Source organism: Pseudoxanthomonas daejeonensis (assembly GCF_022637495.1).
Classification (GTDB): Bacteria; Pseudomonadota; Gammaproteobacteria; order Xanthomonadales; family Xanthomonadaceae; genus Pseudoxanthomonas; species Pseudoxanthomonas daejeonensis.
On record NZ_CP093331.1, the window covers coordinates 1,346,222 to 1,372,374 of the forward strand.

The following is a 26,153-nucleotide window of genomic DNA, read 5'->3' on the forward strand; positions in this document are numbered from 1 at the left end:
CGGACCGCCCATGAGCCAGCTGCAGGACCTGACCGCCCTGATCCGGGCCAACACTCCGTTGATCGTGATCGAGACCCGCGACGAGGAGCGGGTGGTGGAACTGTTCCGGCAGGCGCTGATGCAGGTGTGGCGCGCGTTGCACCGCTGGACGATCACCGAAGGCCTGCGCCGGATGGACCTGGACCGCGAGGACGCGGCCGAGGGCCCGCCCGACGCCAGTTCGGTCCTGCACGCGATCCGCCAGGCCGACCAGCGCGGCATCTACCTGCTGCTCGATATCCATCCCTACCTGGGCTACGCCAGCCACCAGCGCCTGCTGCGCGACATCGTCCAGCGCCGCGGCTGCGAACCGCACGTGCTGGTCCTGGTCGGCGCCAAGGTGGAGTTGCCGGCGGAACTCGAAGCGCTGGCCGTGCGCTTCAGCCCGCGCCTGCCCGATGCGGCCGCGCTGCTGAGGCTGGTCAAGGAAGAGGCGGCCGCCTACGCGCGCGAGAACGGCGGCCGCCGGGTCGAGGCTGAAGAGGACGCGGTGCGCCAGATCGTGCGCCACCTGCAGGGCCTGGACCTGCACGACGCGCGCCGGATCGCCCGCCAGCTGATCCATGGCGACGGCGCGATCACCGCCTCGGACGTTCCGCAACTGGCCAAGCTGAAATTCGAACTGCTCAACCGCAGCGGCCACCTCCACTACGAGTACGACACCGCCGGCTTCGACGACGTGGCCGGCGCGCGCCGGCTCAAGCGCTGGATCGGCCAGCGCCGCGCCGCGTTCGGCGGCAGCCCGCCGCCCGGGCTCGAGCCGCCGCGCGGCGTGCTCCTGCTCGGCGTGCAGGGCTGCGGCAAGTCGCTGCTGGCCAAGGCCATTGCCGGTGGCTTCGGCGTGCCTTTGCTGCGCCTGGACTTCGGCACCCTCTATGCGAAATACCACGGTGAGACCGAGCAGAACCTTCGCGCCGCGCTGGCCTCGGCCGAACAGCTGGCGCCATGCGTGCTGTGGATCGACGAAATCGAGAAGGGCGTGTCGGCCGATGCCGGCGAGGGCGATGGCGGCGTGTCGCGGCGCGTGCTCGGCTACCTGCTGACCTGGATGGCCGAGCGCACCGCACCGGTGTTCCTGGTCGCCACCGCCAACCAGGTCCAGCACCTGCCGGCCGAACTGCTGCGCAAGGGCCGCTTCGACGAGATCTTCTTCGTCGACCTGCCCGATCCGGATACACGGGTGGAATTGCTGCGGATCCACCTGCACGAGCGCGGGCTGGATCCTGAAGCTTTCGCGCTGCCGGCACTGGCCGCGGCCGCCAACGGCTTTTCCGGCGCAGAAATCGAACAGGCGATCGTCTCCGGCCTGTATGCCGCGCATGCCGAACAGCGCGTGCTCGACACCGACCTGCTCATGCACGAGATCCGCGGTACGCGGCCGCTGTCGGTGCTGATGTCCGAGCAGGTCGAGGCGTTGCGGGCGTGGGCGCTGGAGCGGACGGTGCCGGCGGACTAGCCGGCGCCGGGCTTTGCTGCCGCCGAATCCGGCGGGCTTGGCGCGGGCGCCACCGGTTCGCGTCCCTCGAGCACCAATCCGCGCATGCGTGGATTCTCCGGCAGCCAACCCGCGGGCGCCTGCAATGGGATGCCGCTTGCCTCCAGCAGCGCGTTCATTGCCGCCATCTCGCCGTCGCGCAGGGAGCGCTGCAGGTAATCGGCCGGCAGTGGCGCCGTCGAGGACATGATCAGATGCTGCGCCTGCTCCTGGGTCCAGTTGAGCTGACGCAGGCGCTCACGCCACGCGGCGGCCTCCTTCCCTTCGCCGGCCAGGCGCACGCTGCGTACGGTGCCGAGCATGGCTTCGATCAGGATCGGGCTGTCGGCCAGCCGCGCCATGATCCGCGTGCAGTCGTCGCGGAGCCCGGCCGACGTATCGGCATCGACCCTGCACATGCTGCTGAGCGGGCCGTAGGCGGGCAACGCCTGGGCCGCCCATACGGCCATCGCCACGACTCCGTTCTGGTCCGCAACGGTGGCCGCGCGATTGAGCCGGAAGTCACTGCCGAGCGCGGCGGCGACTTCCGGCGGCATCGCGGGAGCCTGCAGGGTCGCGACGGAATCCAGCAGCAGTCGCCCCAGCTCCACCAGCGGACCCGAGTTCCGCACCGCCTGCACCGCAGCGTGGAGATGGTGGGCTGCGGCCTCCATCTCGCCGCGCTGATGGGCGGCAGCCAGCGCCGAAAGGTGCACGGCCATATCGTCGCCGGCGGTTTCCAGCAGGAATGCAAGCGCGCCGGCCGGATCGCAATGGCGCCAGAGCGGCTGGCAACCGGTGGTCTCCCGCCAGGCCACCAGCGGATCGCGCGGCCGGACCGCGGACGCGGCATCGAACCAGCCGTCGCCTTCGGATGCGACGGCCGACGACCCGGTACCGGTCGCCGGGTCGACCCCGGCGATGGCCGGCCGCAGCAGCGCAGCGGCGAGCAGGCCACGTGCGTTTCCTTGCGCCGCCAATCCCTGCAGGTGCGCCTTGAGCGCGCGTGCGTAGGCCGCGTTCCAGTCCTTTACCGCCGCGCGGTGTGTCGCATGCGCATCGTGCCCGGCGACCGCGTTGGCCTGGGTCCCGGCTTCCTTGCCGGCGACGGCCGCCTGCGCAGGCGGGTCGTGCGCCCAGGCCGGCATCCCCGCACCCAACGCCATTACGGCGGCGAAACCGTACCGGAAGGCGCCTTGCCTCCGCGGGCCGCGCGAAATCGCTCTCTTGGCCATGCTCCATCCCGTTGGCTATCGACCGGTGCTCGCCGGAAACATAGCATCCGACGCCAGCCGTGCCGCCGGCCGGAGAGCCGCGGATCAGCTGGTGAGCCGCCCCAGCAGCCACGCCCACGCCGGCAGGGTGAACAGGCACAGCACGATCCCGTAGCCGACCAGCGCGGCGGCCAGGCGCGGCGCCAGGCCATGCGCCATCGCCAGCGCGGCGGCGGAGATCATGGTCGGCATCGCCGATTCGAGGACGTTGGCGCGCAGCATCGTGTCGGACATGCCGAACGCCAGCGAGATCGGCACGGCCAGCGCGGGCATCACCAGCAGCTTGAGCACCAGGCCGGTCGCCAGTGGCCGGATCTCGTCGCGCGGCAGGCGCAGCTGGATCGACAGGCCCACCGCCAGCATCACCAGCGGCAACATCGCCTCGGCCAGCCGGCGCAGGCCCGAAGCGATCCACTCCGGCGGCTGTTCCGGCATCAGGGTCAAGCCGAACAGCAGCGCCCACGCGGGCGGGAAGCGCGCGATCCGCGAAGCGATTTCGCGCGCGCCCGGCGTGGCGTCGCCGCTGTAGCGGGCGACGACATAGATCCCCACCGTCGACAGCAGCATGAAGGTGCCGAACTGGTCGTAGACCACCGCGTACTGCACCGAGTCCTCGCCCAGCAAAGCGCGCACCATCGGATAGCCGATGAAACTGGAATTGCACAGGCCCACGCACAGCAGCAGCACCGCGTACTCGTCGCGGCGGAACTTCCACGCGCGCGCCGCCAGCGTCACCAGCACCCAGGTCGCGCCCATCAGCAGCCACGGGGTGAGGGCCACGCCGAGCAGCGACCATTCCATGTGCAGCCGCGGCACGTACAGCAGCACCGCCGCCGGCAGGCACACGTACAGCACCACCAGGTTCAGCGTTTCCGACGCGTTGGCCGGCAACAGCGTGGTCCGGCCCAGGGCCATGCCCAGGCCGAGCATGGCCAGGATCAGGGCGAATGCATCCCAAGCGACCATCCAGCCGGCTCAGCCGCGACGGAACCAGCCGGTGATGCTGTAGCGCGGCGAACCGGCCCACGGCGCCACCAGGCTGACCACGTGCGGCTGCGGCACGCGGAACAGGCTCAGCGAATTCCACAGGGGGGTGAAGGTGTCGACCACGCGGCGCTCGGCCGGGTCGAGGAACTGCAGCAGCCCACCCCAGTCCGGCAGCCAGTCGCGGCTGAGGTTCAGCACATAGGCGAAGGCGCGGTCCTCCTCGCTGGCGTGGTCGCTGTGCGAACGCAGGAAGTGGCCGTGGCGGTAGCGCACCGCGATCGCGCTGACCATGCGGATCGCAGGGTCGCCGGTCAGCTGCCGGGCGAAGTCGAGGAAGGGCGCGCTGTTGAGGAAATCGACCACCGCGTGCAGGACCAGTTCCGGATCCTGTCCGTCACGGCGCGCATCGATCATGCGGTAGCGGTCGAAGTAGAACTCGAAGCCGTCGCGGGCACGCAGGGTGGCGGCTTCGAGCAACGCCGCGTCTTCCGCGCTACCGGGTGCCGCGCTGTGCACCAGGCCTTCCGCCAGTTCTGCGTCGGTGCGCTGCGCGGTCTCCCAGCGCACCTCGTCGCGCAGGCAATCGTGCAGGCGCGAGGCCGCCTCGGCCTGCAGGAAACCGGGAATCTGCACCCTGCCCTGCGCGCGCAGGCGCGCGCGCCAGGGGTCGATGTCGAGTTCGTTGCTGATCATGGACCGCTGCGGAAAGGGCGCCGGTCCGGCGCCATCGCATTTTCGCACAGCCCGCCGGAGCGGGCCCCGTAGCCGGCGCTTACGGCCAGGCCGGCGGATCGGCCTGCCAGGCGGCCTGCACCTCGGCCAGCGTGCCGCGGTCTTCCTCGCGCCAGTCCGGCAGCATCTGCGCGTAGGTGGAGGCCACGCTCCACTGCTGAGGTTCGGTGCGCACGGCCGCCGCATACCAGGCGATCGCTTCGGCCTTGTGGCCCATCTTCCACAACGCGAGCGCCAGCGTCGGCGGCTGCCAGGAAGGCGTGCTCGGCCAGCCACCGATCAGCTTCTGCCACTGTTCCAGCGCGCGCGGGTGTTCACCGGCACGATAGAGGTCCCATCCGTAGTTCCACGCCACCGCGCGCGCCAGGCGCTGGTTGCTCCCGGCATTCTTCTGGGCGGCACGGTACAGCTCGTCGCCCAGTTCCAGGCGTCCGGTCTGCATCGCGATCCGGGCCAGTTGCACCCGCGATTCGACGTCAGCCGGCTTGCGGGCGACCGTGGACGCGAGCCGGTCGACCACCGCATCGCCCTCGCCCGGGACAGCCACGATCGCACGCGTGGTCTGCGGATCGGGGTCGAAATAGAACTCCTTCGGTGCCGGCAGCGATTGCGCCGCTGCAGACAGCGAAAACAACGCCAGCCCCAAGGCGAGCGGAAAAAGCAGCTTTTTCACCTGATCATCCCCGAGAACAACCTCCCCACCCCGCATCCTAACCGCAGCAGCGCACAGTCGGGGAGTGCGGGCCATCACAGAATGGCGCTTGATATCATTCCGCACCGGGCCGGCGAGGCCCAGCTCCAGCCAGCGCCAGGGCCCGTCCATGACCAGCACCGCCGAACTGACCTCGCCCGCTTCGGCCAACCGGCCGGAGCTGGATACGTTCGACAACGACTACACGCTCGAGCACAAGTACACCCGCCGCGATGGCCGCATCTATCTCAGCGGCGTGCAGGCGCTGGTCCGGCTGCCGCTGATGCAGCAGCTGCGCGATGCCGCCGCAGGACTGGATACCGCCGGCTTCATCAGCGGCTACCGCGGCAGCCCGCTGGGCGGCTTCGACCTGGAACTGTGGCGCGCGCGCAAGCACCTGGAGGCGGCGAAGGTGCGCTTCCAGCCCGGCCTCAACGAGGACCTGGGCGCGACCATGGTCTGGGGCACGCAGCAGACCAACCTGTTCCCCGGCGCCAGGGTCGATGGCGTCTACGCCATGTGGTACGGCAAGGGCCCGGGCGTGGACCGCTGCGGCGACGTGTTCAAGCACGGCAACGCGGCCGGCACCTGGCGCAACGGCGGCGTGCTCGCGCTGGCCGCCGACGACCATGCCTGCCGCAGCTCGACCCTGCCGCATGGCAGCGAGGACGAGTTCGTCAGCGCGATGATGCCGGTGCTCAACCCGGCCGGCGTGCAGGACATCCTCGACCTGGGCCTGGTTGGCTGGGCGATGAGCCGCTACACCGGCCGCTGGATCGGCTTCAAGACGATCGCCGAGACGGTGGAGTCGTCGGCCTCGGTGCAGGTCGATCCGTTCGCGCGCCAGATCGTGCTGCCGGAGGATTTCGAACTGCCGCCCGGCGGGCTCAACATCCGCTGGCCCGATCCGCCGCTGGACCAGGAGATGCGCCTGCACCGTTACGCGGTGCGCGCCGCGCAGGCGTTCGCCCGCGCCAACGGCATTGACAAGGTGGTGATGGATGCGCCGAACGCGCGCCTGGGCATCGTCACCACCGGCAAGAGCTACCTGGACGTGCTGCAGGCGCTGGAATACCTGGGCCTGGACGAGGCGGCCTGCCGCGACATCGGCATCCGCGTCTACAAGGTCGGCATGACCTGGCCGCTGGAGCCCGAAGGCATCGCCCGCTTCGCCCGCGGGCTGGAAGACATCGTCGTGGTCGAGGAGAAGCGCGCCTTCCTCGAGCGGCAGATGAAGGAACAGTTCTACAACTGGCCCAACGACTGGGGCCGGCGCCCGAGCATCGTCGGCAAGTACGACGAAGCCGGCGAGTGGATCCTGCCGTCCACCGGCGAGCTGACCCCGGCGACGATTGCCGGCGTGATCGGCCGCCGCATTCTGCGCCTGCTCCCCTCAAGTGCGATCAATACCGAGTCGATCGAGCAGCGCCTGCGCTGGATGGACGCCAAGGAGGCGGAGATGGCGCTGCCGCGCGCCAGCTTCCCGCGCGTGCCGCACTACTGTTCGGGCTGCCCGCACAACACCTCCACGGTGGTGCCGGAGGGCTCGCGCGCGCTGGGCGGCATCGGCTGCCACTACATGGTCACGTGGATGGACCGCTCCACCGACACCTTCACCCACATGGGCGGCGAAGGCGTGACCTGGGCCGGGCAGGCCGCGTTCACCGACACCCCGCACGTGTTCCAGAACCTGGGCGACGGCACCTATTTCCACAGCGGCTCGCTGGCCATCCGCCAGGCCGTCGCGGCGAAGGTGAACATCACCTACAAGATCCTCTACAACGACGCGGTCGCGATGACCGGCGGCCAGCCGGTGGACGGCAGCCTGACCGTACCGGACATCGCCCACCAGATGCGCGCCGAAGGCATCGACACGATCATGCTGGTCAGCGACGACATCGGCCGCTGGCACAAGCGCGAACTGTTCCCCTCGGGCGTGGAGTTCCACGACCGCGCAGAGCTCGATGCGGTGCAGAAGCGCCTGCGCGAGGTGAAGGGCGTCAGCATCCTGATCTACGACCAGACCTGCGCGACCGAGAAGCGGCGCCGGCGCAAGCGCGGCAAGATCGAGGACCCGCAGAAGCGGGTGATGGTCAACACGCTGGTGTGCGAGGGCTGCGGCGACTGCGGGCAGAAGAGCTTCTGCGTGTCGGTGCTGCCCAAGGAAACCGAATTCGGCCGCAAGCGCGAGATCGACCAGTCCAACTGCAACAAGGACTACTCGTGCGTGTCGGGCTTCTGCCCGAGCTTCGTCACCGTGCACGGCGGCAAGCCGCGCAAGGGACGCAAGGCAGACGCGGCGTCGCGGCTGGAGGGCCTGCCCGACCCGGTCTTCCGCTCCGTGCTCGACCAGCCCTGGAACATCCTGATCACCGGCGTCGGCGGGACCGGCGTGGTCACCATCGGCGCATTGCTGGGCATGGCCGGCCACCTGGAAGGCAAGGGCGCCACGGTGCTCGACCAGACCGGCCTGGCGCAGAAGGGCGGCGCGGTCACCACCCACATCCGCATCGCGCGCACGCCCGAAGACATCCACGCGGTGCGTATCGCCGCCGGCGAAGCCGACCTGGTGCTGGGCTGCGACATGGTCGTGGTCAACGACTACTGGGCGCTGTCGAAGGTGCGCGGCGAGCGCTCCGAAGTGGTGCTCAACACCTACGAAGCGATGCCGGGCACGTTCACCATGCGCCCGGACCTGCACTTCCCCGCCGCCGACATCATCGCCGGGATCAAGCTCGCACTGGGTGGGCGCGAACCGCGCCTGCTGGACGCCACCCAGCTGGCCACCGCGTTGCTGGGCGATGCCATCGCCACCAACCTGTTCATGCTCGGCTACGCCTGGCAGCTGGGCCTGGTGCCGATCTCGCACACCGCGCTGATGCGCGCGATCGAGCTCAACGGCGCGGCGATCGAAATGAACCAGCAGGCCTTCGCGTGGGGCCGCCTGGCTGCGGTCGATCCGCAGGCGGTGGCGGCCGCCGCCGGCCTGGTCTCCAATCCGGTGACCGCCGACGAGCGCGTGCCCGATGGCCTGCACCAGTTGCCGCCCGGCGACTGGGAAGGCAGCGAGTGGGGCAGCACCAGCGCGCCGCGGCCCAATGGCGGCGAGCGCGAACTGCGCGGGCTGCCCGAGAGCGACAGCCTCGCCGCTGGCGGCGCCTCGCCGCTGGACGTGGCCACCGGCGAGATTGCCGCGCTGCCACTGGACGACCTGCGCCTGTCGCGCAGCCTCGACGAACTGGTCGCGCGCCGCGAGAAGTTCCTCACCGATTACCAGGACGCCGCCTATGCGCGCCGCTACACCGGCCTGGTGGCCAGGGTCCGCAGCGCCGAGGCACTGAAGGCCCCGGGTTCGACCGCGCTGGCGGAAGCCGTGGCCCGCTATGCCTTCAAGCTGATGGCCTACAAGGACGAGTACGAGGTCGCCCGCCTGTACACCAGCGGCGAGTTCCAGCGCCGCCTGCAGCAGCAGTTCGAAGGCGACTACACGCTGCGCTTCCACCTCGCCCCGCCGCTGCTGGCGAAGAAGGACGAACAGGGCCGGCTGCTCAAGCGCGAGTACGGGCCGTGGATGTTCACCGCGTTCCGCTGGCTGGCCAAGCTCAAGTTCCTGCGCGGCGGTCCGCTGGATCCGTTCGGTCGCAGCGATGAACGGCGCACGGAGCGGCAACTCGTCACGGACTACTTCGCCACCATCGACCGGCTGCTGGCGGGGCTCGACGGCGGCAACCTCGCCTTGGCCGCGGAGATCGCCAGCCTCCCCGAGCACATCCGCGGCTACGGACACGTCAAGGAAGCGCACCTGCACAAAGCCCAGGCCCGCGAAGCCGACCTGCTCCGGGAGTGGGACAACCCGCTGCGCGTGGTGTTGCGCAGCGACGCTGCCTGAGAGGCCTGTCGGGCCGTTTACCGGGGGCGCTGGCCTGTCGTTGCGCGCCGACGCCCCGCGTCGGCGGCAGGGAGCGGCGCGCAGCGGATCCCGATCGACCTAGAAGGTGATCGGGACGCGCGTGGTGAGGGTCAGGTCGGGCGTGTCGCGGGTAACCCCCGCGCCTAATGCGACGTTCAACGAAACGTGGTCGTTGAAGCGGTAGGTGCCGCCCAGCAGCAACGTGCCCAGGGTGACCCGGACCGAGCCGGGCACGTCCTCGCCGTTCTGCGTGGTCTTGCCAACCATGCTCTGGTCGTAACCGAGGCTGATGGAGGCCTTCTCGTTCAGCGCCAGGCCCAGGCCCACGTTGAAGCCCCAGATATCGCCGGCCTTCACGTCGCCCAGGTGCTCCTGCTCGCCACCGATCACGGTGCGCGAGACGTCGGTGCGCTCGAAGTTGTAGAGGTAACTGAAGCTGCCGAAGAACACGACCGGATCGGAGGGATACAGCCAGGTGATGCCCGGCTGGAGCGCATCGAAGCCGCTGCCCATGGGCAGCTCCAGCGGCAGGCCCGTGCCGGTGGCGTTGGCGACGCACCGGGTCACGCAATCGGTGACGACGTCGAAGATGTCGGTGCCGGACCGGCTCTTGTAGCGCAGCCATCCTACGTAGAACGCCTTGTCCGGGCCGCCGCGGTTGAACTGGTAGCGCACGGACATCTCCATGTCGCCCAGGCCGCGTCCGCTGGAATTGAACACGCGGTCCAGCGCCGACCCGGTGAAGATTTCGCGACTGACCGTATCGCCGCTGGCGTAGACGTAGGGAACCTTGAACTCCAGTTCCAGCCGGTTGTTCAGCCCGTAGCGTCCCGTCATCGTGGCGATCGCGGTGGTCGTCTTGACCTGGCGCACATCGATCAGCCCGATCAGGATCGCCGGGATGACGGTGTATCCGACCAGCACGACGCGATCGTTGGCCGTATAGCCGTACTGGAGGGAGGGTTCCAGCACGAACGTTCCGGCCGGCGTGAGCGCGCCGGGCTGGTCGAAGATCTGCGCGACTTCCGGGGGGCGCGAGTCGGACTCGGGGGCCTGGCCCACGGCCTGGGTCTGCGCGTCGGACGCAGGGGGTTGTTGCGTCGGCTGGGCCGCCTGCGCTTGCCCGGTTTCCTGCGGCGCGTAGGCGACCCCCTGGGCCAACGATGGCACCAGGACCGGAACGGCCGCGCCGCGCGCGCGCGCGTTGGCCAGTATTTCCTCGTTCAATGCAGCCTGCAGCTGCGCCATTCCCCGGGTCTGTTCGCCCAGCTCGTCGCGCAGCTCCTCTATCCGCCGGGACTGCTGGTTGATCCGGCTCTGCAGCGCATCCAGCCGGGCCTCGGGCGTAGCTCCACCCGCGGTGTCACCCGAAGACGCTTCCTGCGCACCAACCTGTCCACAGACGACCAGGCCGATGGCCAGGGCCAGCGGCGCGGCGGCATTGGGCGACATCCGTTTCATGGCGCTCTCCTTGGGGCGGGAGCCGGGTGGCGTGGGCATCGGTATCAGGGCGGGCCTGGAACGCGCGCCAAAGCATCGCCGAGCGCACCATAGGAGTTGATGCCCTGGAAGACACCCAATGCACCGGTGCCCACTTCGACATGGGTGACCGTGCGGATACGCTGGCTGTCGAGCGTGTTCTGTATCACCACGCCACCGGCAACACCTGCGGGATCGAAGTGGTTGCCTTCGCCCACCTGGACCACGATGCCCTTGTTGAAATCGGCCAGGGCCTGCGCCTGTCCGGCATCAAGGTCCGCCACATCCGGAATCCGCACCGAGACGCTGGCGACCAGCACGTCATTGACATAGACGACGCGCTCGATCCCGAACGAGAGCATCTGCCCGGACGGCAGCTGGAAACCGCCGCGCATCTCCGCCAGGCGCGCCGGATCGATCGGCTTCCACGCCCCGCCCAACGGCGTGGACCGGCCATCCCATGCCTGCGCCTGCGCCTGCGCGGACACCGCAGCGCATGCAACAAGCAGCAACGCGGGAAACGATCGACGGACGACGTACATGGCTTCAGATGTCCGTGGGGCCGCGCCTGGGCGCGGTGATGTTGCGCAATCCATCGCGCTGGATGCCCATGTCGAGCGGCGCCGGGGGCGCCGTGCGCCAGTCGTCGGGATTGTTGAAGCCGGCCTGCTCCCGCCGGTTGTGCACGACGAACAGCACCCGGTTGTCCCATAGCGCTTCGAAGCGAGAACGCGGCATCGCGCGCGTGCCCCGCGCGGGATCGCCCAGCAGCACGCGTCCATTGCGCATGCCCTTGACCACCACGAAATGCCGGTACCCGCGATCGTTCAGGAGCACGATCGCCGGAACACCCTCTTCTTCGAGCTTTTCCAGCGGCAGCTCGAAGCCATCCGCATCGAAGCCCTTCGTAGCCAGGTATCGGCGCATGTCCAGCAGCGAGAATCCTTCCTTCCGGATCCTGGCCTGGTCGCCGTTGTCGTACATCTGCACGAAGACGTCCGCTTCGCTGACCGGATGGCCGTACTGGTAGGTCAACAGCGTCGCCGTGGCCGCGGAGCCGCAACTGAAGTCGTACTGCTGGGGGACCGTGGTACGGAAGCGCGCCTCCTTCAGGCTGACGACCCGCATGCCGTAGGTGCCGCCACCCTGCGGTACGCGGATGTCGGTACTGGCGGCCCATGCGCCATGCGCGCACGCGAACGCGCACCCCAGCGCGCCCCACCCCGCCAGGCGCCGATTGCTCATTGGCCTGGATTGGCGAAGATGACCTGGATGCTCATCCCGTTCTGGATCAGCACGTTGCTGCCGCTGTTCTGGATGACCGTGTTGAGGCCGCTGGCGTTGGAGAAGGCTTCGCCGTTGATGGAATTGGAACCACTGACGACGTGGTCGGCCGTGTTGTCGTGGACGCTACCATCCACGGAAGTGTTGCTTTCATTCGTCTCTTCGCCACCGCGCATGGCGGCCAACCGTTCGATATCGACTGCCTCGCTGCCGGCGAAGCCGGGAACGGATGCTGCAGGGAGAAGCGCCTGCCTAGCGTCCGGCGTTGAGGTCGCCGTACCCGGCTGCGCTTGAGGGGTTGCCGGATCGATCAGTGGCGCGAGATTCGCGGCAGCTGGATCGTCAGCGGCGAATGCGGGGCCGGAACCGGAAGCCAGCGCCGCCATCGCGATGCAAAGTGAAAGCGGACCTAGTGAAAGTGGACGGTGCGGATGCATGGGACACACTCCTTCCCGAACGCTCCTGCCTGCATGGGCACGGCGCCCCGTCGGGATGACGGGACGCCTTGTGCTCGTGCGATGGATGCATCGGGGTTTCCAGGCCCCGATGCACGTGGGAGCGCCTAAGGGCTTATGGCCACTACGGGCCTACGGTCAGGTTGGCCTGCACGGTGATGCCCTGCTGGATCAGCGACGCAAAGCCGCTGTTCTGGGCCGTCACCATGATGCCCGCCGCCGACTGCCCAACACTGGTCATCTGGTTGGACATGTCGAAGGTGCCCGCGTTGTTGGCCACAGATCCACCTGCGCCAGCCGCACCGCCTGCACCGCCGGCGCCGTTGCCACCGGTGTTGGTGCCACCGGTGCCTGCGCCGCCCGTACCCGCTGCGGCCGTGCCGGAACCACCCGCTCCACCACTGCCGCCCGCGCCGCCTGCTCCGCCCTCGGCGCCGTTGCCGGCCGTTGCGTCGCCATTGCTCGCGGTGGAAGTGGCGCTGCCATTGGTGGCATCGCCATTGGTTGCGGCACCGCCATCACCGCCCGTTCCTGCGGTAGCGGTCAGGCTGCCGCCGGCACCGCCCGTGCCCGTGCCGGAACCACCGGTGCCCGTGCCATCGCCTGCGGTCGCCGTGCCAGCACCACCGGTGCCGGTGCCGTCGCCTGCAGTGCCCGCACCACCGGTCGCGGTGCTCGCACCGCCGGTCGCGCTTGCACCACCGGACGTGCCGTTGCCGGCGGTGGCGGTACCGCTTCCACTCGTCGCATCGCCCGCCCCACGTTCGCGTACACGACCGCTGTTGGCGTCGGCATTGCCGCCGCTTGCGCCGCTGTCCTGCGCGCCCGTCGGACCACTGCCCGAAGCGCCGGATCCGCCCAGGGCCGCACTGGCGGCCAGACCATCGCCACCGCCCGCCCAGCCACTTCCGCCAGTGCCATTGCCACTGGCGCCACTACCCGTGCCATCGGCACCGTTGGCGCCACGATTGCGAGTGGCGTTGCCGCCATCGCCGCCATTACCCGCGTTGGCGTCCGCGACGCTCGCGTCGCCAACCCCCGTCGGGCCGGCCTGGACGTCGCCATTGTTCGCGGTACCGCCACTGCCACCGCTGCCCGCAGTGCCACCACGGCCACCACGGTCGCCGGCACCTCCGGTGCCGTTGCCACCGTCCCCATCACCACCCCTGCCATCACCACCCAGGGCCAGGCCGCCGTAACCGGCGCCACCTTTCCCACCGTTGCCACCGTTGGCGTTGCCGTTGTTGTTGGCGACGTTGCCGATGCCATACACGCTCAATCCAGAAACGCTTCCTTCAAGTCGCGTAGTGGCCACAGCGGAGCTGTGGTTGAAGGAATTCGAGAACGTGGCGGTGGCAGTGCCGCCATTGCTGGCGGCCGCCGTGCCTTGGCCATCTGCATATGCGCTGTAGTCGTTGACCGTTGTTGGAGTTTCTTCAGGAGTTTCCTGAGCGAAGGCCTGCCCCGACAGGCCCAGTCCGAGCATCACTGCGGATGCCATAAGTGTCTTGCTGATATGCATATCACTCTCCTAGACGTCACCCAAGGGTCAGGGGGGTCCCGAAATTAAGTGACGTGCGTCGCATTGTCCTCGCGAATTGTTAGTCGTCGGAAGGTTGATGGTTAGCTTTTGGTGAACCGCATACCGCTCGTCTGCGGCTTTGCAGTCTTCATGTATTCAGCGATGCGAAATCTGCGCACCGGCAGGCAGTGCGTATTCACGCTGTTTTGGGCTTCTTTGCGGGTTTCCGGCGAATGCAGGTCGCAGAGAACGGGAGCCGCGCTGTTCGACGATGCATCGAAGACACAAGGAGCCGTCAGCCATCGTTGCGCGACCGATCGCGCGGATCGGCTTGCTTCGCCGCGCATCGCGGCTTTTCACCGCTGCTCGCCACAACCCGTAGAGCGGGACTCGCCCTGCTGCGCGCATCGTTTGGAAATGGAAAGCGGCGGCGCGAGCCCTTCGACGGGGAGCCGCCGATCCGCTCAGTGTGTTCCACACAGGTTTCCGCGCCGGAGCCCGCGCTGTCCTGCTCAGGCCGGGGGCACCGGCCCGGTCGACTGACGCAGCTGCAGCGAGTACGGCATGCGTACCATGCGCCCGGCACTGCGGTCGCGGATCGCATTGAGCAGCTGAACGGTCGCGACCTGGCCCATGTCGCGGGTGGGCTGCTGCACGGTGGTCAGCGCCGGAAAGATCTGCTGCGAGATCGGCGTGTTGTCGAAGCCGCACACCGACACGTCGCGCGGCACGCGCAGGCCCAGTTCACTGGCCGCACGCATCACGCCGGCAGCCATGTCGTCGTTGGCGGCGAAGATCGCCGTGGGGCGTTCGGCAAGGGCCAGCAACTGGCGGCCGGCCGCCAGGCCGGAGTCGAACGAGAACTCGCCGTCGACCACCAGCGCCGGGTCGTAGCGCAGGCCGGCGCGGCGCAGCGCGCTGCGGTAGCCCGCCATGCGCCATTCGCTGGCGCCATGGTCCGGATGTCCGCGCACGTGGCCGATGCGGCGGTGGCCCAGCTCGATCAGGTGCGCCATCAGCTCGCACACCGCCTCGTGCTCGTCCAGGGTCACGCCGATGCGTCCTTCACGGCCCTTGGGCGAGATGCACGAGAACGGGATGCCGCGCTGGTCGAGGCGATCAAGCAGCGCGTCGCTGTCGGTCAGCGGCGGGGTGAGGATCAGTCCGTCCAGGCGCGAGGACACGACCAGCGAATCGATCGCATCGAGGAAATCCGGGCTGTGGTAGCTCACCGGCTGCATCACCATCCCGTAGTGGTGGCTCTCGCAGGCCTCGACCACGCCGGTCAGGATCTCCATCAGGTAGTTCGGCGACGGGTTGTCGTACAGCAGCGCGACCAGGTAGCTGCGGTTGCCGGCGAGGCTGCGCGCGGAGGGATCGGGGCGATAGTTCATCGCCGCCACCGTTTCCATGACCTTCGCCCGCGTGGCCTCGCGCACGCCCGGCTCGTTGTTGAGCACGCGCGACACCGTCTTCATGGACACGCCCGCCCGCTGCGCGACATCCTCGATCCTGACCCGCATTACGCCTCCGCCCACTGCATTCTCATGCCCCAGCTGGCTCACCAGAAGACCGCGTACAGCGCGACCAGGATCGCGATCACGCCCAAACCGGCCATATTGAAGCCTGCCGACGTCGAGTAGTCCACGTCGTCGGTACGGATCAGGTCGCTGCCGGCCTGCTGCGGCCGCGTCGCCAGCGACACGATCGCCGCGAGCGCCAGCGCCAGCAGGAACACCAGCCCGACGCGATCGATGAACGGAAGCGACGGCCAGGCCAGCTTGAGCACGATCGACAGCACGAACGAACCGATCGCCGCGGCCAGCGCGCCGGCCTCGTTGGCGCGCTTCCAGAACAGGCCCAGCACGAAGATCACCACGATGCCCGGGGTGAAGAAGCCGGTGTATTCCTGGATGTACTGGAACGCCTGGTCGAAGCTGCCCAGCAGGGGACGCGCGGTCAGGATCGCGAGCAGCACCGATACCGCGGCCGCGATGCGGCCGACGCGCACCAGGTGCGACTGTTCCGACTGCGGACGCGACTTGGCGTAGAAGTCCAGGGTGAAGATCGTCGCCACCGAGTTGATCTTGGATGCCAGCGAAGCCACGATCGCCGCCACCAGCGCGGCGAACACCAGGCCCAGGATGCCGGTCGGCAGCAGCCGCATCATCGTCGGGTAGGCCTCATCGGGCTTGGCCAGGTCCGGCGCCAGCACCACCGCCGCGATACCCGGCACCACCACCACCAGCGGCATCAGCAGCTTGAGGAACGCGGCGAACACCACGCCCTTCTGCGCTTCGCGGATGTCCTTGGCGGCCAGCGCGCGCTGGATGATGTACTGGTTGAAGCCCCAGTAGCTGACATTCATGATCCACATGCCGCCGATCAGCACGCTGATGCCCGGCAGGTCCTTGTAGAAGGGATTGTCCTTGCTGAGGATCATCTCGAAGTGTTCGGGATGGGCACTCCACAGCTGCGAGAAGCCGGTGGTGACACTGCCGCCGCCGATGTGGCTCAGGGTGATGCAGGTGACCAGCAGGCCACCCATCACCAGCAGGGTGACCTGCACGATGTCGGTCAGCGCCACCGCCTTCAGGCCGCCGTACAGCTGGTAGGCCATCGCGAACACGCCCAGCAGCACCAGCGCCAGCATCTGGTCCATGCCGGTGACCTGGGCCACGGCGATCGAACCCAGCCACATGATCGAGGTCAGGTTCACGAACACGTACAGGCCCAGCCAGAACACCGCCATCAGCGTGCGGATGCGCGTGCCGTAACGCTCTTCCAGGAACTGCGGCATCGTGTAGATGCGGTTGCGCAGGAAGATGGGCAGGAAGAACTTGCCGACGATCAGCAGGGTCAGCGCCGCCATCCACTCATAGGAGGCGATCGCCAGGCCGATCGCGTAGCCGGACCCGGACATGCCGATGATCTGTTCGGCGGAGATGTTCGCCGCGATCAGCGAGGCGCCGATCGCCCACCATGGCAGCGACTTGCTGGCCAGGAAGTAGTCGCTGGCCGACTTCTGGTGCCCCGCCTTCTCGCGCGAGACCCATTGGGCCAGGGTGAAGATGCCCGCCAGGTAGACGAGCACGATCACGATATCCAGTGTTGCCAGCTTCATCCGCGCTCTCTCCGTCCCATGCAGTCGATGTGTGGAGGACGCGGCCCACCGCGGATGCCGTCATGGCACCCGTGGCGGAGAAGCTCGGACCGGCCCGCGCCGCCGCCCTCCCGGCGCGGCGCAGGCCCACGTGCGCTTACTTCGACTGCGGGCAGGCCAGGATGTGCTGCGCTTCGCTGACCGCGCCCACCGCGACGCGCGAGATCGACAGCGTCGCTGCCGCATCGCTTTGCAGCTTCAGCAGCGTATCGAGCTTGGCCACATCCGCACCGGACGCGGCGAAGCACTTGAGCGGAATCCCCAGCGTGGTCCACTGCCCGGCCGGCAGCTTGGCCAGCGTGTCGAGCAAGGGCAGCGACGTGCCGGCCCCGGCGCTGGCGGTGAGCGCGCCGCTCGCCGGCAATGCATCCGGGCGCAGGGTCAGCACCAGCAGCAGGTCGCCGTTGGTCTCGCGGGTCAGTTCCTGCGCCGGCTCGGACAGGATCGTCGCGCTGGCCGCCTGTGCACCGGACCACGTGAAGCGGCGTGCGTCTTCCTGGCGCTCATGGTCGACCGCGCTGATCGCCAGGCTGTTGTCGGCCAGTGCGACCGGCACGGTGGTGACCGCGGTGGCCGCACCCTTGCCGTCTTCCAGCTTCAGGGCCAGGCCCGGGGCGAGCTGGCCGCGGGCGAAGTACACGCCGGCCGGCGCCTGCAGGCCTTCGATGCCCGAGTCTTCCGGCAGCGCCGCCAGGTCGCCCTTGTCGGCGTAGGTCAGGCCATGGCCGAACGCGAACTGCGGCTGGTATCCGGGCTTGTTGACCGCTGCATCCACCGCGTTGCGCGGCCAGGAGAAGCTGAGCTTGCCCTTGAAGTCGTGGTCGACGCTGCCATCGGCCTTGCGCAGCAGCACGTCGGCCACGCCCGCGCCTTCCGAGCCCGGCAGCCACGCCGCGACGAAGGCATCGGAAGCGTTGATCTCGCGGTTCATCCACAGCGGACGCCCGGTGATGAACACCGCGACCACCGGGATGCCGTCGGCCTTGAGCTTCTTGATCAGCTCCAGGTCGCTGTCGTCGCCCGGATGGAACAGCAGGTTGGGGATATCGCCCTGGAATTCGGCGTAGGGGTTCTCGCCGAACACCACCACCGCCACGTCCGGCTTGGCCTTGTACTTGCCGTCAACCGCCAGCTCGGCCTGGCCGCCACCGGCCTTGACCGCGCGCGCGATGCCTTCCCAGATCGTGTCGGCGTTGGGGAAGTCGGCGCGCGTGGTGCCGGTGCCCTGCCAGTTCAGCGTCCAGCCGCCGGTCTGCTTGCTCATGTTGTCGGCGCCATCGCCGACGACCAGCACGCGCTGGTTGGTGCGCAGCGGCAGCACGCCACCGTTGTTCTTCAGCAGCACCAGCGATTCACGCACCGCCTGGCGGGCGACTTCGCGATGCTCCGGTGCACCGAGCAGTTCGAACTTGCCACCCAGCGCGCGCTGCGACGGCTTGGGCGCGTCGAACAGCTTCATCAGGAACTTGACCCGCAGGATGCGGCGCACGGCGTCGTCCAGGCGCTCCATCGACAGCGTGCCGTTCTTCGCGGCGGCCAGCGTCGTGTCGTACATGCCCTTCCAGCTGTCGGGCGCCATCGCCATGTCCAGGCCGGCGGTGAAGGTCGCGGGGCAGTCGTCGTTGGTGCAGCCGGGAATCTGGCCGTGGCCGTTCCAGTCGCCGACGACGAAGCCGCCGAAGTGCATGCGGCCCTTGAGCACGTCGGTCAGCAGCGGCTGGTGGCCGTGCATCTTGGTGCCGTGGAAGCTGTTGAACGAGGCCATCACCGACTGCGCGCCGGCTTCGATCGCGGTCTTGTAGCCGGCCGCGTGCACGTCGCGCAGTTCGGCCTCGCTGACCACGGTGTCGCCCTGGTCGCGGCCGTTGGTGGTGCCGCCGTCGCCGACGAAATGCTTCACCGAGACCATCACCCGGTTGTCGCCGAGGAAATCCGCCGCGCCGGGCTTGCCCTGCAGGCCTTCGACCATCGCGCGGGCGAAATCGGCCACCACCTGCGGGTTCTCCGAGTAGCCCTCGTAGGCGCGTCCCCAGCGCACGTCCTGCGGCACCGCCACGGTCGGCGCGAACGCCCACTCCATGCCGGTGGTGCGGGTCTCCTGCGCGGTGATCTCGCCGATGCGGCGCAGCAGCTCGGGGTTGCGCGTGGCGCCGAGGCCGACGTTGTGCGGGAACAGGGTCGCGCCCACGACATTGCTCTGGCCGTGCATCGCGTCGATGCCCCAGATCACCGGGATCGCCTTGCCGCCGCCGGAGGTGTCCATCGACGCTTCCCAGAACGCGTCGGACAGGGCCAGCCATTCGGCCGGGGTGGCGTTGTACTTGCCGCCGGGATCGGAGCTGCCGCCGGCCAGGATCGAACCGAGCCGGTACTTGCGCACGTCCTCGGGCGTGATGCTGCCGATGTCGCCCTGGATCAGCTGGCCGACCTTCTCTTCGAGGGTCATGCTCGCCAGCAGTTCGTCGATCCGCTTCTCCACCGCCGGGTCGGCGGCCACGGGCCAGGCCAGTTCCGGCCATTGCTCCGGGTGGATGCTGCCGTCGCTCGCGGCAGCCTGCGGGGCATCGGCGGCGGGCGCGTCGACCGGCGCCGGGGCGCGATTGCAGGCGGCCAGCACGGCCAGGGCCAGCGCTGCGGCCAGGACATTGCGGATGCGGGCGGCAGGCGCGGTCGCGCCGGCGTGGGTGCTCATGCTGGATCTTCCTCCGGTCGGTGGAGCGCCCGCGTCCCCGGGCGCCTTGCGGCAGTGACGGGCGCAGAGGCTTGTCAGAAATGGCAGCGCTGTCAACCGGACAGGGCCCCGCCGTGGCCTGACTTCCCGGCGCGTTCCGGGTCGCGACGTGGACGTGCGTGCGGGCCGAGCCCGTAAATCCCGGCGCTGGCGGTCAATTGGACCCACCAGCGACTGCATGCACGCGACACCGCGAAATCGCACCCCGACCCGCAAACCTGCTGCATCGCAACAGCCGATTTGCGGCATCGGCTGCTGCCTGGCCACCCGATCCATGCCCCCTTCGCCCGCCCGCCCGCGGCCACGGCAGGGGCGTCCAAACCGGCGTCCGCATCCGCATCGCCCGCCCGGCAAGGCTTGCCGGCTTCCGAAGCCGGGGCGTCCCTCTCTATAATCGGCGCCAGCTGTGGCCGGCCGCGCCACTCGCCATAGGATGCGATGTGCGTAATTACGATCTGGAATTCCTGAAGCGCTTCTCGATGGTGATCGGCCTCCTGGCCCTGGTCACCCTGGGCCTGATCCTGCTGGCCATTTATCTGCATGGCCGGTTGCCCCCGGAAGTCTCGCCGACGGCCGCCAGCCGGACCGCTGCGCGCATTCATCCGGCCGGCGCGGTCTACGCCGGCGATACCGGTGCCGCCGCCCAGGCCGCCGCCGCCGCCGCCGCGGTCGCCAAGGCCTCCTCGCAGGTCGCCTACGGCGGGACCACCGATGGCGCGGTGATCTACCAGAACCTGTGCGGCGCCTGCCACACCAGCGGCGTGGGCAACGCGCCGACCCTGGATCACGCGCACTGGGATGCGCGCCTCGCCCAGGGCGCCGACACCCTGCACAAGCACGCGATCGAGGGCTTCACCGGCCCCAGCGGCGGGATCATGCCACCCAAGGGCGGCAACCCGGCGCTGACCGACGAGCAGGTGAAGGCGACGGTCGACTGGATGCTCGCCAACCTGAAGTAAGCCCCGCGCCATACCTGACAACGCCGCCTCCGGGCGGCGTTGTCGTTTCCGTCCTGGACACCTGCCATGAAGCCGCATCCCGCCCTGCGTCGCCTGCCCGCCCTGCTCCTGCTGCTGGGGGTCCTGCCGGCCGTGGCCCGACCCGCGGCGGAACCGGCCATCGGCCAGCTGCAGGGCGATGGTCCGCGCAGCCCACTGGTCGGCGAACAGGTCACGGTGACTGCCACGGTCAGCGCGGACTTCCGCGAGGGACTGGGCGGCATCTTCGTCCAGGACGCAGGCGACGGGGACCCACGCACCTCGGACGGCCTGTTCGTGCAGCCGGTCGAGGGCTTCGCCTTCCCCGACAACCTCGGCGTCGGCACGCAGTGCCGTTTCCATGGCCGGGTGGTGGAGCTGGATGGGCGCGGCGGCGACAGCCTGACCACGCTGCAGGTCGACCGTGTCGACCGCTGCCGCGCGGGTACGCCGGTGCGTGCGCAGGCGGTGCAAGCATTACCCGGCGACTGGGAAGCGCTGGAAGGGATGACCGTGCGCATCGAGGCACCGCTGACCGTCACCGGTACCGACGCGCTGCAACGCTTCGGCGAGCTGGCGGTGTCGTTCGACGGTCGCCAGTGGCAGCCCAGCGAGCGGGCACGCGCCGGTTCGGCCGAGCACGCCGCGCTGGCCGCGGCGAACGCGCGCACGCGACTGCTGCTCGACGACGCCAGCCGCCAGCGCGATCCGGAGCAGGTCGCGTACCTGGGCGGTGGCGACGTCCCGCGCACCGGCAGCGTGGTGCGCGGTGCCGAAGGCATCGTCGATCCGCGCCATGGCTGGCGCCTGCAGCTGACCGGTACGCCGTCGATCGAAGTCGCAGCGCGACCGGCACCGCCGCAGGTACCCGGCAACGTCCGCGTGGCCGCGTTCAACCTCGAGAACCTGTTCAACGGCGACGGCCAGGGCGGCGGCTTCCCGACGCCGCGCGGCGCGAAGACACCGCAGGCGCTCGACGCGCAGCTGGCCAAGCTGGTCGCCACCATCCAGGGCCTGGATCCGGACGTGGCCGCGCTGATGGAGCTGGAAAACGACGGCTACGGTCCCGACTCCGGCCTCGCCCGCCTGGTGCAGGTGCTCAACGCCGATGGCGCGCAGTGGCGTTTCGTCGATGCCGGACGCGGGCCGGGCACGGACACCATCCGCGTCGGCCTGATCTACCGCGGCGATCGCCTGGTCGCGCGCGGCAAGCCGGCGGTGCTCGAAGGCGGGCCTTTCGGCGAGCGCAGTCGCGTGCCGCTGGCGCAGGCGTTCCGGCGCAAGGATGGCGGCAAGGACGACTTCGTGGTCGTCGCCAACCACCTCAAGTCCAAGGGCTGCAGCGAGGCCGAAGGCGCCGACGCCGACCGCAAGGACGGCCAGGGCTGCTGGAACGCGCTGCGCCTGGATTCGGCGCAGCGCCTGCACACCTGGCTGCAGTCCGCGCCGCTGGGCAAGGGCCGCGAGCGCGTGGCCATCCTCGGCGACTTCAACGCCTACGCGATGGAAGACCCGGTGCGCTGGCTGCGCGAGGAAGGCGGCTGGACCGATGCCCTCAAGGCCGCCGCCGTGGCCGCCCCGGGTTCAGAGCCGCCTTACAGCTACGTCTACCAGGGGCTCAGCGGCCGCCTCGACCATGCCCTGCTGAGTCCCGCGCTGGTCCCGCACCTGCGCGGCGCGACCGAGTGGCACGTCAATGCCGACGAACCGGACGACGCCGGCTATGCCGGCCGCAACGTGCCGGGCCCGTGGCGCAGCTCCGACCACGATCCGCTGCTGCTGGGCTTCGATCTGTAGCTGCGCACCGCGCAGACCCCGATGCCGGAAGACGCGCCATGACACTGGCGCCTCCCGCACAACCAACGCCACCGCGCCTGTTGCGCCCCCGGTTCGCGGCCTGAAGTCCGCTCCTACAGGGAGCATCGTTGCGCCACGCCTGGAACACACATCTCCACAACCAGCTTTACCGCACCCGCCCTTGTAGGAGCGGGCACGACTGAAGTCCGCTCCTACGAAGAACACCGCTGCGACGCACCTATTACGCGGCCCAAAGACCCGCTTCTCTGCCCGCTCCCGTAGGAGCGGGCATGACCGCGACACCCACGCCTTCGACACAAGCGACGCCTTCCGCAATCCCGTGCCGCGTGTCCCGGCCTGCGGCCCGGAAGCCTCGCGGCCTGCCGGGCTTCGTCAGCCCGCCGTGCCGTGCAGGTAATCCAGCGACACCTGCAGCAACGCGCGGAAGCCCACGTCGAGCGACTTCTCGTCGAGCATGAACTCCGGCGAATGGTTGCCCGGCGCGGTCGCCGGATCGATCCCCGGCGCGGTCGCGCCCACGAAGAAGAACAGCGCCGGCGTCTTCAACCCGTACAGGGAGAAATCCTCCGAGCCCATCTGCAGCGGCGGCTCGAACACGTTGTCGGCGCCGACCACGGCCTGCAGGCTGGGCAGCATCTTCGCGGTCAGCGCCGGATCGTTGATCGTCGGCGGATTGCCCTCGCTGTCGGGCACCTTGGCCTCGACCTTGGCCCCGTGCGCGGCGGCCACGTGTTCGGATACGTTGCGCAGGTCGGCGAAGATCTTCTCGCGCATGCCTTCGTCGAAGGTGCGGATGGTGCCGATCATTTCCACGTCGTCGGGGATGATGTTGTAGCGGATGCCGCCCTTGATCGCGCCGAAGGTCACCACCGCTGGCAGCTTGGCCAGGTCGGTGCGGCGAGAAACAATGGTCTGCGCGGTGCCGACCAGGTCGGCGGCGGCCACGATCGGATCCACCCCGCCCCATGGCCGCGAACCATGCGTCTGCCGGCCGACCACCTTGATGCTGAAACGGTCCGAGGCGGCCATCAACGGCCCGCTGCGCACCGCGATCTGTCCGGCCGGCACGGTCGAGAACACGTGCAGGCCGAACACCGCTTCCGGCTTGAAGTCCTTGAACAGGCCCTGCGCCAGCATCATCGACGCACCGCCTTCCTCGTCGGCCGGCGGACCTTCCTCGGCCGGCTGGAAGATCAGCATCACTTCGCCGGGCAGCGTGTCGCGCATCGCGACCAGCGCCTTGGCCACGCCGAGCAGGATGCCGGTGTGCGCGTCGTGGCCGCAGGCATGCATCACGCCGACTGTTTCGCCGCGGTATTCACCGGTGGCCTTCGAAGCGAACGGCAGGCCCGTGCGTTCGGCCACCGGCAGCGCGTCCATGTCCGCGCGCAACGCGATCTTCGGGCCGGGCTTGCCGCCCTTGATGATCGCGACCACGCCGTGGTGGGCGATGCCGGTCTTCGGCTCCAGGCCCATCCGACGCAACTCCTCGGCGACCACCCTGGCGGTGCGTTCCTCGCGGTTGGACAGCTCCGGGTGCTGGTGGAAGTCGCGGCGCCAGTCGATGACCTGCTGCTGCAGCTGCTTGGCGGCGGCGGCCACTTCGGGACGTTGCGCGGTGGCGGCGTGGGCCGGGACGGCCGCGGCGAGCGACAGGGCGAACGCCAGCAGGGAAACCTTGGATCGTACGGCCAGGACCATCGGGCGACTCCGGGAAAGGTTGGGTCGATGCTAACGGTTGCGACGCGCCTTGCGGCAACCGCCGCTTAGAATGGCGGCGCACGCCAGGTCCAAGCGCCGGCGTTGTTCCTTCGCTGGTGGCCCATGCCCGATCTCGCCCTGCAGCTGCTGATGCTGCTGTTCCTCGCCGGCCTGCTGGCCGGCTTCATCGATTCGATAGCCGGCGGCGGCGGCATGGTCACCCTGCCGGCGATGCTGCTGGCCGGGATCCCGCCGCTGCAGGCGCTGGGTACCAACAAGCTGCAGTCGCTGTTCGGCTCGGCCTCGGCGAGCTGGTCCTATGCGCGCCACGGGCACGTCGACCTGCGCGCGCAGCTGCCGATGGCGCTGACCGCCGCGGCCGGCGCGGTCGCCGGCGCATTGCTGGCCACGATCGTGCCGGGCAGCTGGCTGCGTGCGGTGCTGCCGTTCCTGCTGATCGGCATCGCCCTGTATTTCGCACTCAAGCCCGACATCGGCACGGTCGAGCGCCACCACCGGATCAGCCCACGCGTGTTCGGCCTGACCTTCGTGCCGGTGCTCGGCTTCTACGACGGCGTGTTCGGACCCGGTACCGGCTCGTTCCTGATGCTGGGCTTCGTCGGCCTGGCCGGATTCGGCCTGCTCAAGGCCACCGCGCACACCAAGTTCCTCAACTTCGGCTCGAACGTGGGCGCCTTCGCGGTGTTCCTGGCCTCCGGCGCGGTGCTGTGGAAGGTCGGCCTGGTGATGGGCGCCGGCCAGTTCCTCGGCGCGCAGCTGGGTTCGCGCTTCGCGATGCGCCACGGCACGCGGGTGATCAAGCCGCTGCTGGTGATGGTGTCCGTGCTGCTGGCGTTGAAGCTGCTGGCCGATCCGGCGCATCCGCTGCGCAGCTGGATTGCCACGCTGTAGGAGCGGGCATGACCGCGACAGCGGGGGCTGTAGCGGATGAGTACGTCGGTCCTGCCCAGGGTGTCGGTGTCGCGGTCATGCCCGCTCCTACAAAGAGCAGACCAGGTTCGCGGGTCAGCGGAACACCACCGTCTTGTGCCCGTTGAGCAGGATCCGGTGCTCGACGTGGCGGCGTACCGCGCGCGCCAGTACCTGCGACTCGATGTCGCTGCCGACGCGGACCAGGTCGCGTGGCGTCATCGCGTGGTCCACCCGCGCGATGTCCTGCTCGATGATCGGGCCTTCGTCCAGGTCGGGCGTCACGTAGTGCGCGGTGGCACCGATGATCTTGACCCCGCGCGCGTGCGCCTGGTGGTACGGCTGGGCGCCCTTGAAGCTGGGCAGGAAGCTGTGGTGGATGTTGATCGCGCGCCCGGCCAGGGCCTGGCACAGCCGCGGCGACAGGATCTGCATGTAGCGCGCCAGCACCACCAGGTCGATGCGCTCGCGTTCGACCAGGTCGATGATCGACGCCTCCTGCGCCGCGCGGTTGGACGCGTCCACCGGCAGGTGCAGGAACGGCACGCCGTAGGACGCCGACAGCGCGGCGAAATCTTCGTGGTTGGACGCGACCGCGGCGATGTCCACGCGCAGCTGGCGGCTGTGCGCGCGGAACAGCAGGTCGTTCAGGCAATGGCCCTGCCTGCTGACCAGCACCAGCAGGCGCGCGCGGCGGCGCGCGTCGTGGACCTGCCAGTCCATGCCGAACTCGTCCGCAAGCGTGCCGAAGCGCTCGTGCAACGCCGGCAACGCATCGGCCGCCGGCAGGTCGAAATGCACGCGCAGGAAGAAGCGCCCGGTTTCCTCGTCGCCGTACTGCTGCGCGTCCAGGATATTGCAGCCCTGGCCGAACAGCAGTCCCGTGACGCGATAGACGATGCCGGTGCGGTCCGGGCAGGACAGGGCGAGGATGTGTTCATGGCGCATGGGTGGCCATGGTAGGCGAGCCTGCAACCGCGCGGCGG

Annotated in this window: 19 protein-coding genes; 5 read left to right on the forward strand and 14 right to left on the reverse strand. The window is 69.2% G+C overall.

The window, feature by feature from the left end; all coding sequences use genetic code 11:
* Positions 1-10 precede the first annotated feature (10 nt).
* A complete protein-coding gene (locus MNQ95_RS06145) occupies positions 11-1,495 on the forward strand; it encodes an AAA family ATPase (protein WP_241954119.1) in 1,485 nt (494 codons plus the stop codon).
* On the opposite strand, the gene MNQ95_RS06150 is transcribed toward MNQ95_RS06145, so the two are convergent.
* The 4 genes from MNQ95_RS06150 to MNQ95_RS06165 all read right to left on the reverse strand — a co-directional run bounded on the left by MNQ95_RS06150 (position 1,492) and on the right by MNQ95_RS06165 (position 5,215).
* A complete protein-coding gene (locus MNQ95_RS06150) occupies positions 1,492-2,661 on the reverse strand; it encodes a hypothetical protein (protein WP_241954120.1) in 1,170 nt (389 codons plus the stop codon). The two genes, MNQ95_RS06145 and MNQ95_RS06150, sit on opposite strands and share 4 nt — an antisense overlap.
* Before the next feature lie 171 nt (positions 2,662-2,832).
* On the reverse strand, positions 2,833-3,753 hold the full coding sequence (locus MNQ95_RS06155; RefSeq protein ID WP_162408116.1) for an AEC family transporter: 921 nt from the start codon (positions 3,751-3,753) through the stop codon (positions 2,833-2,835).
* Positions 3,754-3,762: 9 nt separating this feature from the next.
* Positions 3,763-4,467 carry a 2OG-Fe(II) oxygenase gene (locus tag MNQ95_RS06160; protein WP_241954121.1) on the reverse strand — a complete coding sequence of 235 codons (705 nt, stop codon included), beginning with the start codon at positions 4,465-4,467 and terminating at the stop codon, positions 3,763-3,765.
* Positions 4,468-4,546: 79 nt separating this feature from the next.
* Complete coding sequence (locus MNQ95_RS06165) at positions 4,547-5,215, reverse strand: tetratricopeptide repeat protein (RefSeq protein ID WP_425501292.1); 669 nt, start codon at positions 5,213-5,215, stop codon at positions 4,547-4,549.
* Between the two features lie 112 nt (positions 5,216-5,327).
* Here MNQ95_RS06165 and MNQ95_RS06170 point away from each other — a divergent pair, with 112 nt between their 5' ends.
* Positions 5,328-9,086 carry an indolepyruvate ferredoxin oxidoreductase family protein gene (locus MNQ95_RS06170; protein ID WP_241954122.1) on the forward strand — a complete coding sequence of 1,253 codons (3,759 nt, stop codon included), beginning with the start codon at positions 5,328-5,330 and terminating at the stop codon, positions 9,084-9,086.
* A 99-nt stretch (positions 9,087-9,185) separates the two neighbouring features.
* On the opposite strand, the gene MNQ95_RS06175 is transcribed toward MNQ95_RS06170, so the two are convergent.
* The 8 genes from MNQ95_RS06175 to MNQ95_RS06210 all read right to left on the reverse strand — a co-directional run bounded on the left by MNQ95_RS06175 (position 9,186) and on the right by MNQ95_RS06210 (position 19,702).
* A complete protein-coding gene (locus MNQ95_RS06175; protein WP_202922803.1) occupies positions 9,186-10,568 on the reverse strand; it encodes an acetate kinase in 1,383 nt (460 codons plus the stop codon).
* A 44-nt stretch (positions 10,569-10,612) separates the two neighbouring features.
* Entirely contained in the window at positions 10,613-11,074 is a 462-nt protein-coding gene (locus MNQ95_RS06180; RefSeq protein ID WP_241954123.1) for a hypothetical protein, read from the reverse strand.
* Between the two features lie 58 nt (positions 11,075-11,132).
* Positions 11,133-11,831 (reverse strand): C39 family peptidase, encoded by a 699-nt coding sequence (locus MNQ95_RS06185; protein WP_241954124.1) that lies wholly within the window; start codon positions 11,829-11,831, stop codon positions 11,133-11,135.
* Positions 11,828-12,307: a hypothetical protein gene (locus MNQ95_RS06190; protein WP_238390221.1), complete on the reverse strand. Its 480-nt coding sequence runs from the start codon at positions 12,305-12,307 to the stop codon at positions 11,828-11,830. The genes MNQ95_RS06185 and MNQ95_RS06190 overlap by 4 nt, the downstream gene beginning before the upstream one ends.
* Positions 12,308-12,449: 142 nt before the next feature.
* Positions 12,450-13,847 (reverse strand): hypothetical protein, encoded by a 1,398-nt coding sequence (locus tag MNQ95_RS06195; RefSeq protein ID WP_162408121.1) that lies wholly within the window; start codon positions 13,845-13,847, stop codon positions 12,450-12,452.
* Between the two features lie 512 nt (positions 13,848-14,359).
* Complete coding sequence (locus MNQ95_RS06200; RefSeq protein ID WP_162408122.1) at positions 14,360-15,370, reverse strand: LacI family DNA-binding transcriptional regulator; 1,011 nt, start codon at positions 15,368-15,370, stop codon at positions 14,360-14,362.
* Between the two features lie 38 nt (positions 15,371-15,408).
* The gene (locus MNQ95_RS06205) at positions 15,409-16,971 is read right to left on the reverse strand and encodes a sodium/sugar symporter (RefSeq protein WP_241954125.1); all 1,563 of its coding nucleotides are present in this window, start codon (positions 16,969-16,971) and stop codon (positions 15,409-15,411) included.
* Positions 16,972-17,107: 136 nt separating this feature from the next.
* On the reverse strand, positions 17,108-19,702 hold the full coding sequence (locus MNQ95_RS06210) for a glycoside hydrolase family 3 protein (protein ID WP_241954126.1): 2,595 nt from the start codon (positions 19,700-19,702) through the stop codon (positions 17,108-17,110).
* Between the two features lie 479 nt (positions 19,703-20,181).
* On the opposite strand from MNQ95_RS06210, the gene MNQ95_RS06215 reads away from it, so the two are divergent.
* Entirely contained in the window at positions 20,182-20,700 is a 519-nt protein-coding gene (locus tag MNQ95_RS06215) for a c-type cytochrome (RefSeq protein ID WP_162408125.1), read from the forward strand.
* Positions 20,701-20,766: 66 nt separating this feature from the next.
* Entirely contained in the window at positions 20,767-22,515 is a 1,749-nt protein-coding gene (locus MNQ95_RS06220; protein ID WP_241954127.1) for an ExeM/NucH family extracellular endonuclease, read from the forward strand.
* Between the two features lie 393 nt (positions 22,516-22,908).
* Here MNQ95_RS06220 and MNQ95_RS06225 read toward each other — a convergent pair whose 3' ends face one another.
* Positions 22,909-24,237, reverse strand: coding sequence for an amidohydrolase (locus MNQ95_RS06225; protein WP_241954128.1), 1,329 nt, complete (start codon positions 24,235-24,237; stop codon positions 22,909-22,911).
* A 123-nt stretch (positions 24,238-24,360) separates the two neighbouring features.
* On the opposite strand from MNQ95_RS06225, the gene MNQ95_RS06230 reads away from it, so the two are divergent.
* Entirely contained in the window at positions 24,361-25,149 is a 789-nt protein-coding gene (locus tag MNQ95_RS06230) for a TSUP family transporter (protein WP_162408128.1), read from the forward strand.
* Between the two features lie 114 nt (positions 25,150-25,263).
* Here MNQ95_RS06230 and purU read toward each other — a convergent pair whose 3' ends face one another.
* Positions 25,264-26,115 carry a formyltetrahydrofolate deformylase gene (gene purU / locus MNQ95_RS06235; protein WP_241954129.1) on the reverse strand — a complete coding sequence of 284 codons (852 nt, stop codon included), beginning with the start codon at positions 26,113-26,115 and terminating at the stop codon, positions 25,264-25,266.
* Positions 26,116-26,153: the final 38 nt, after the last annotated feature.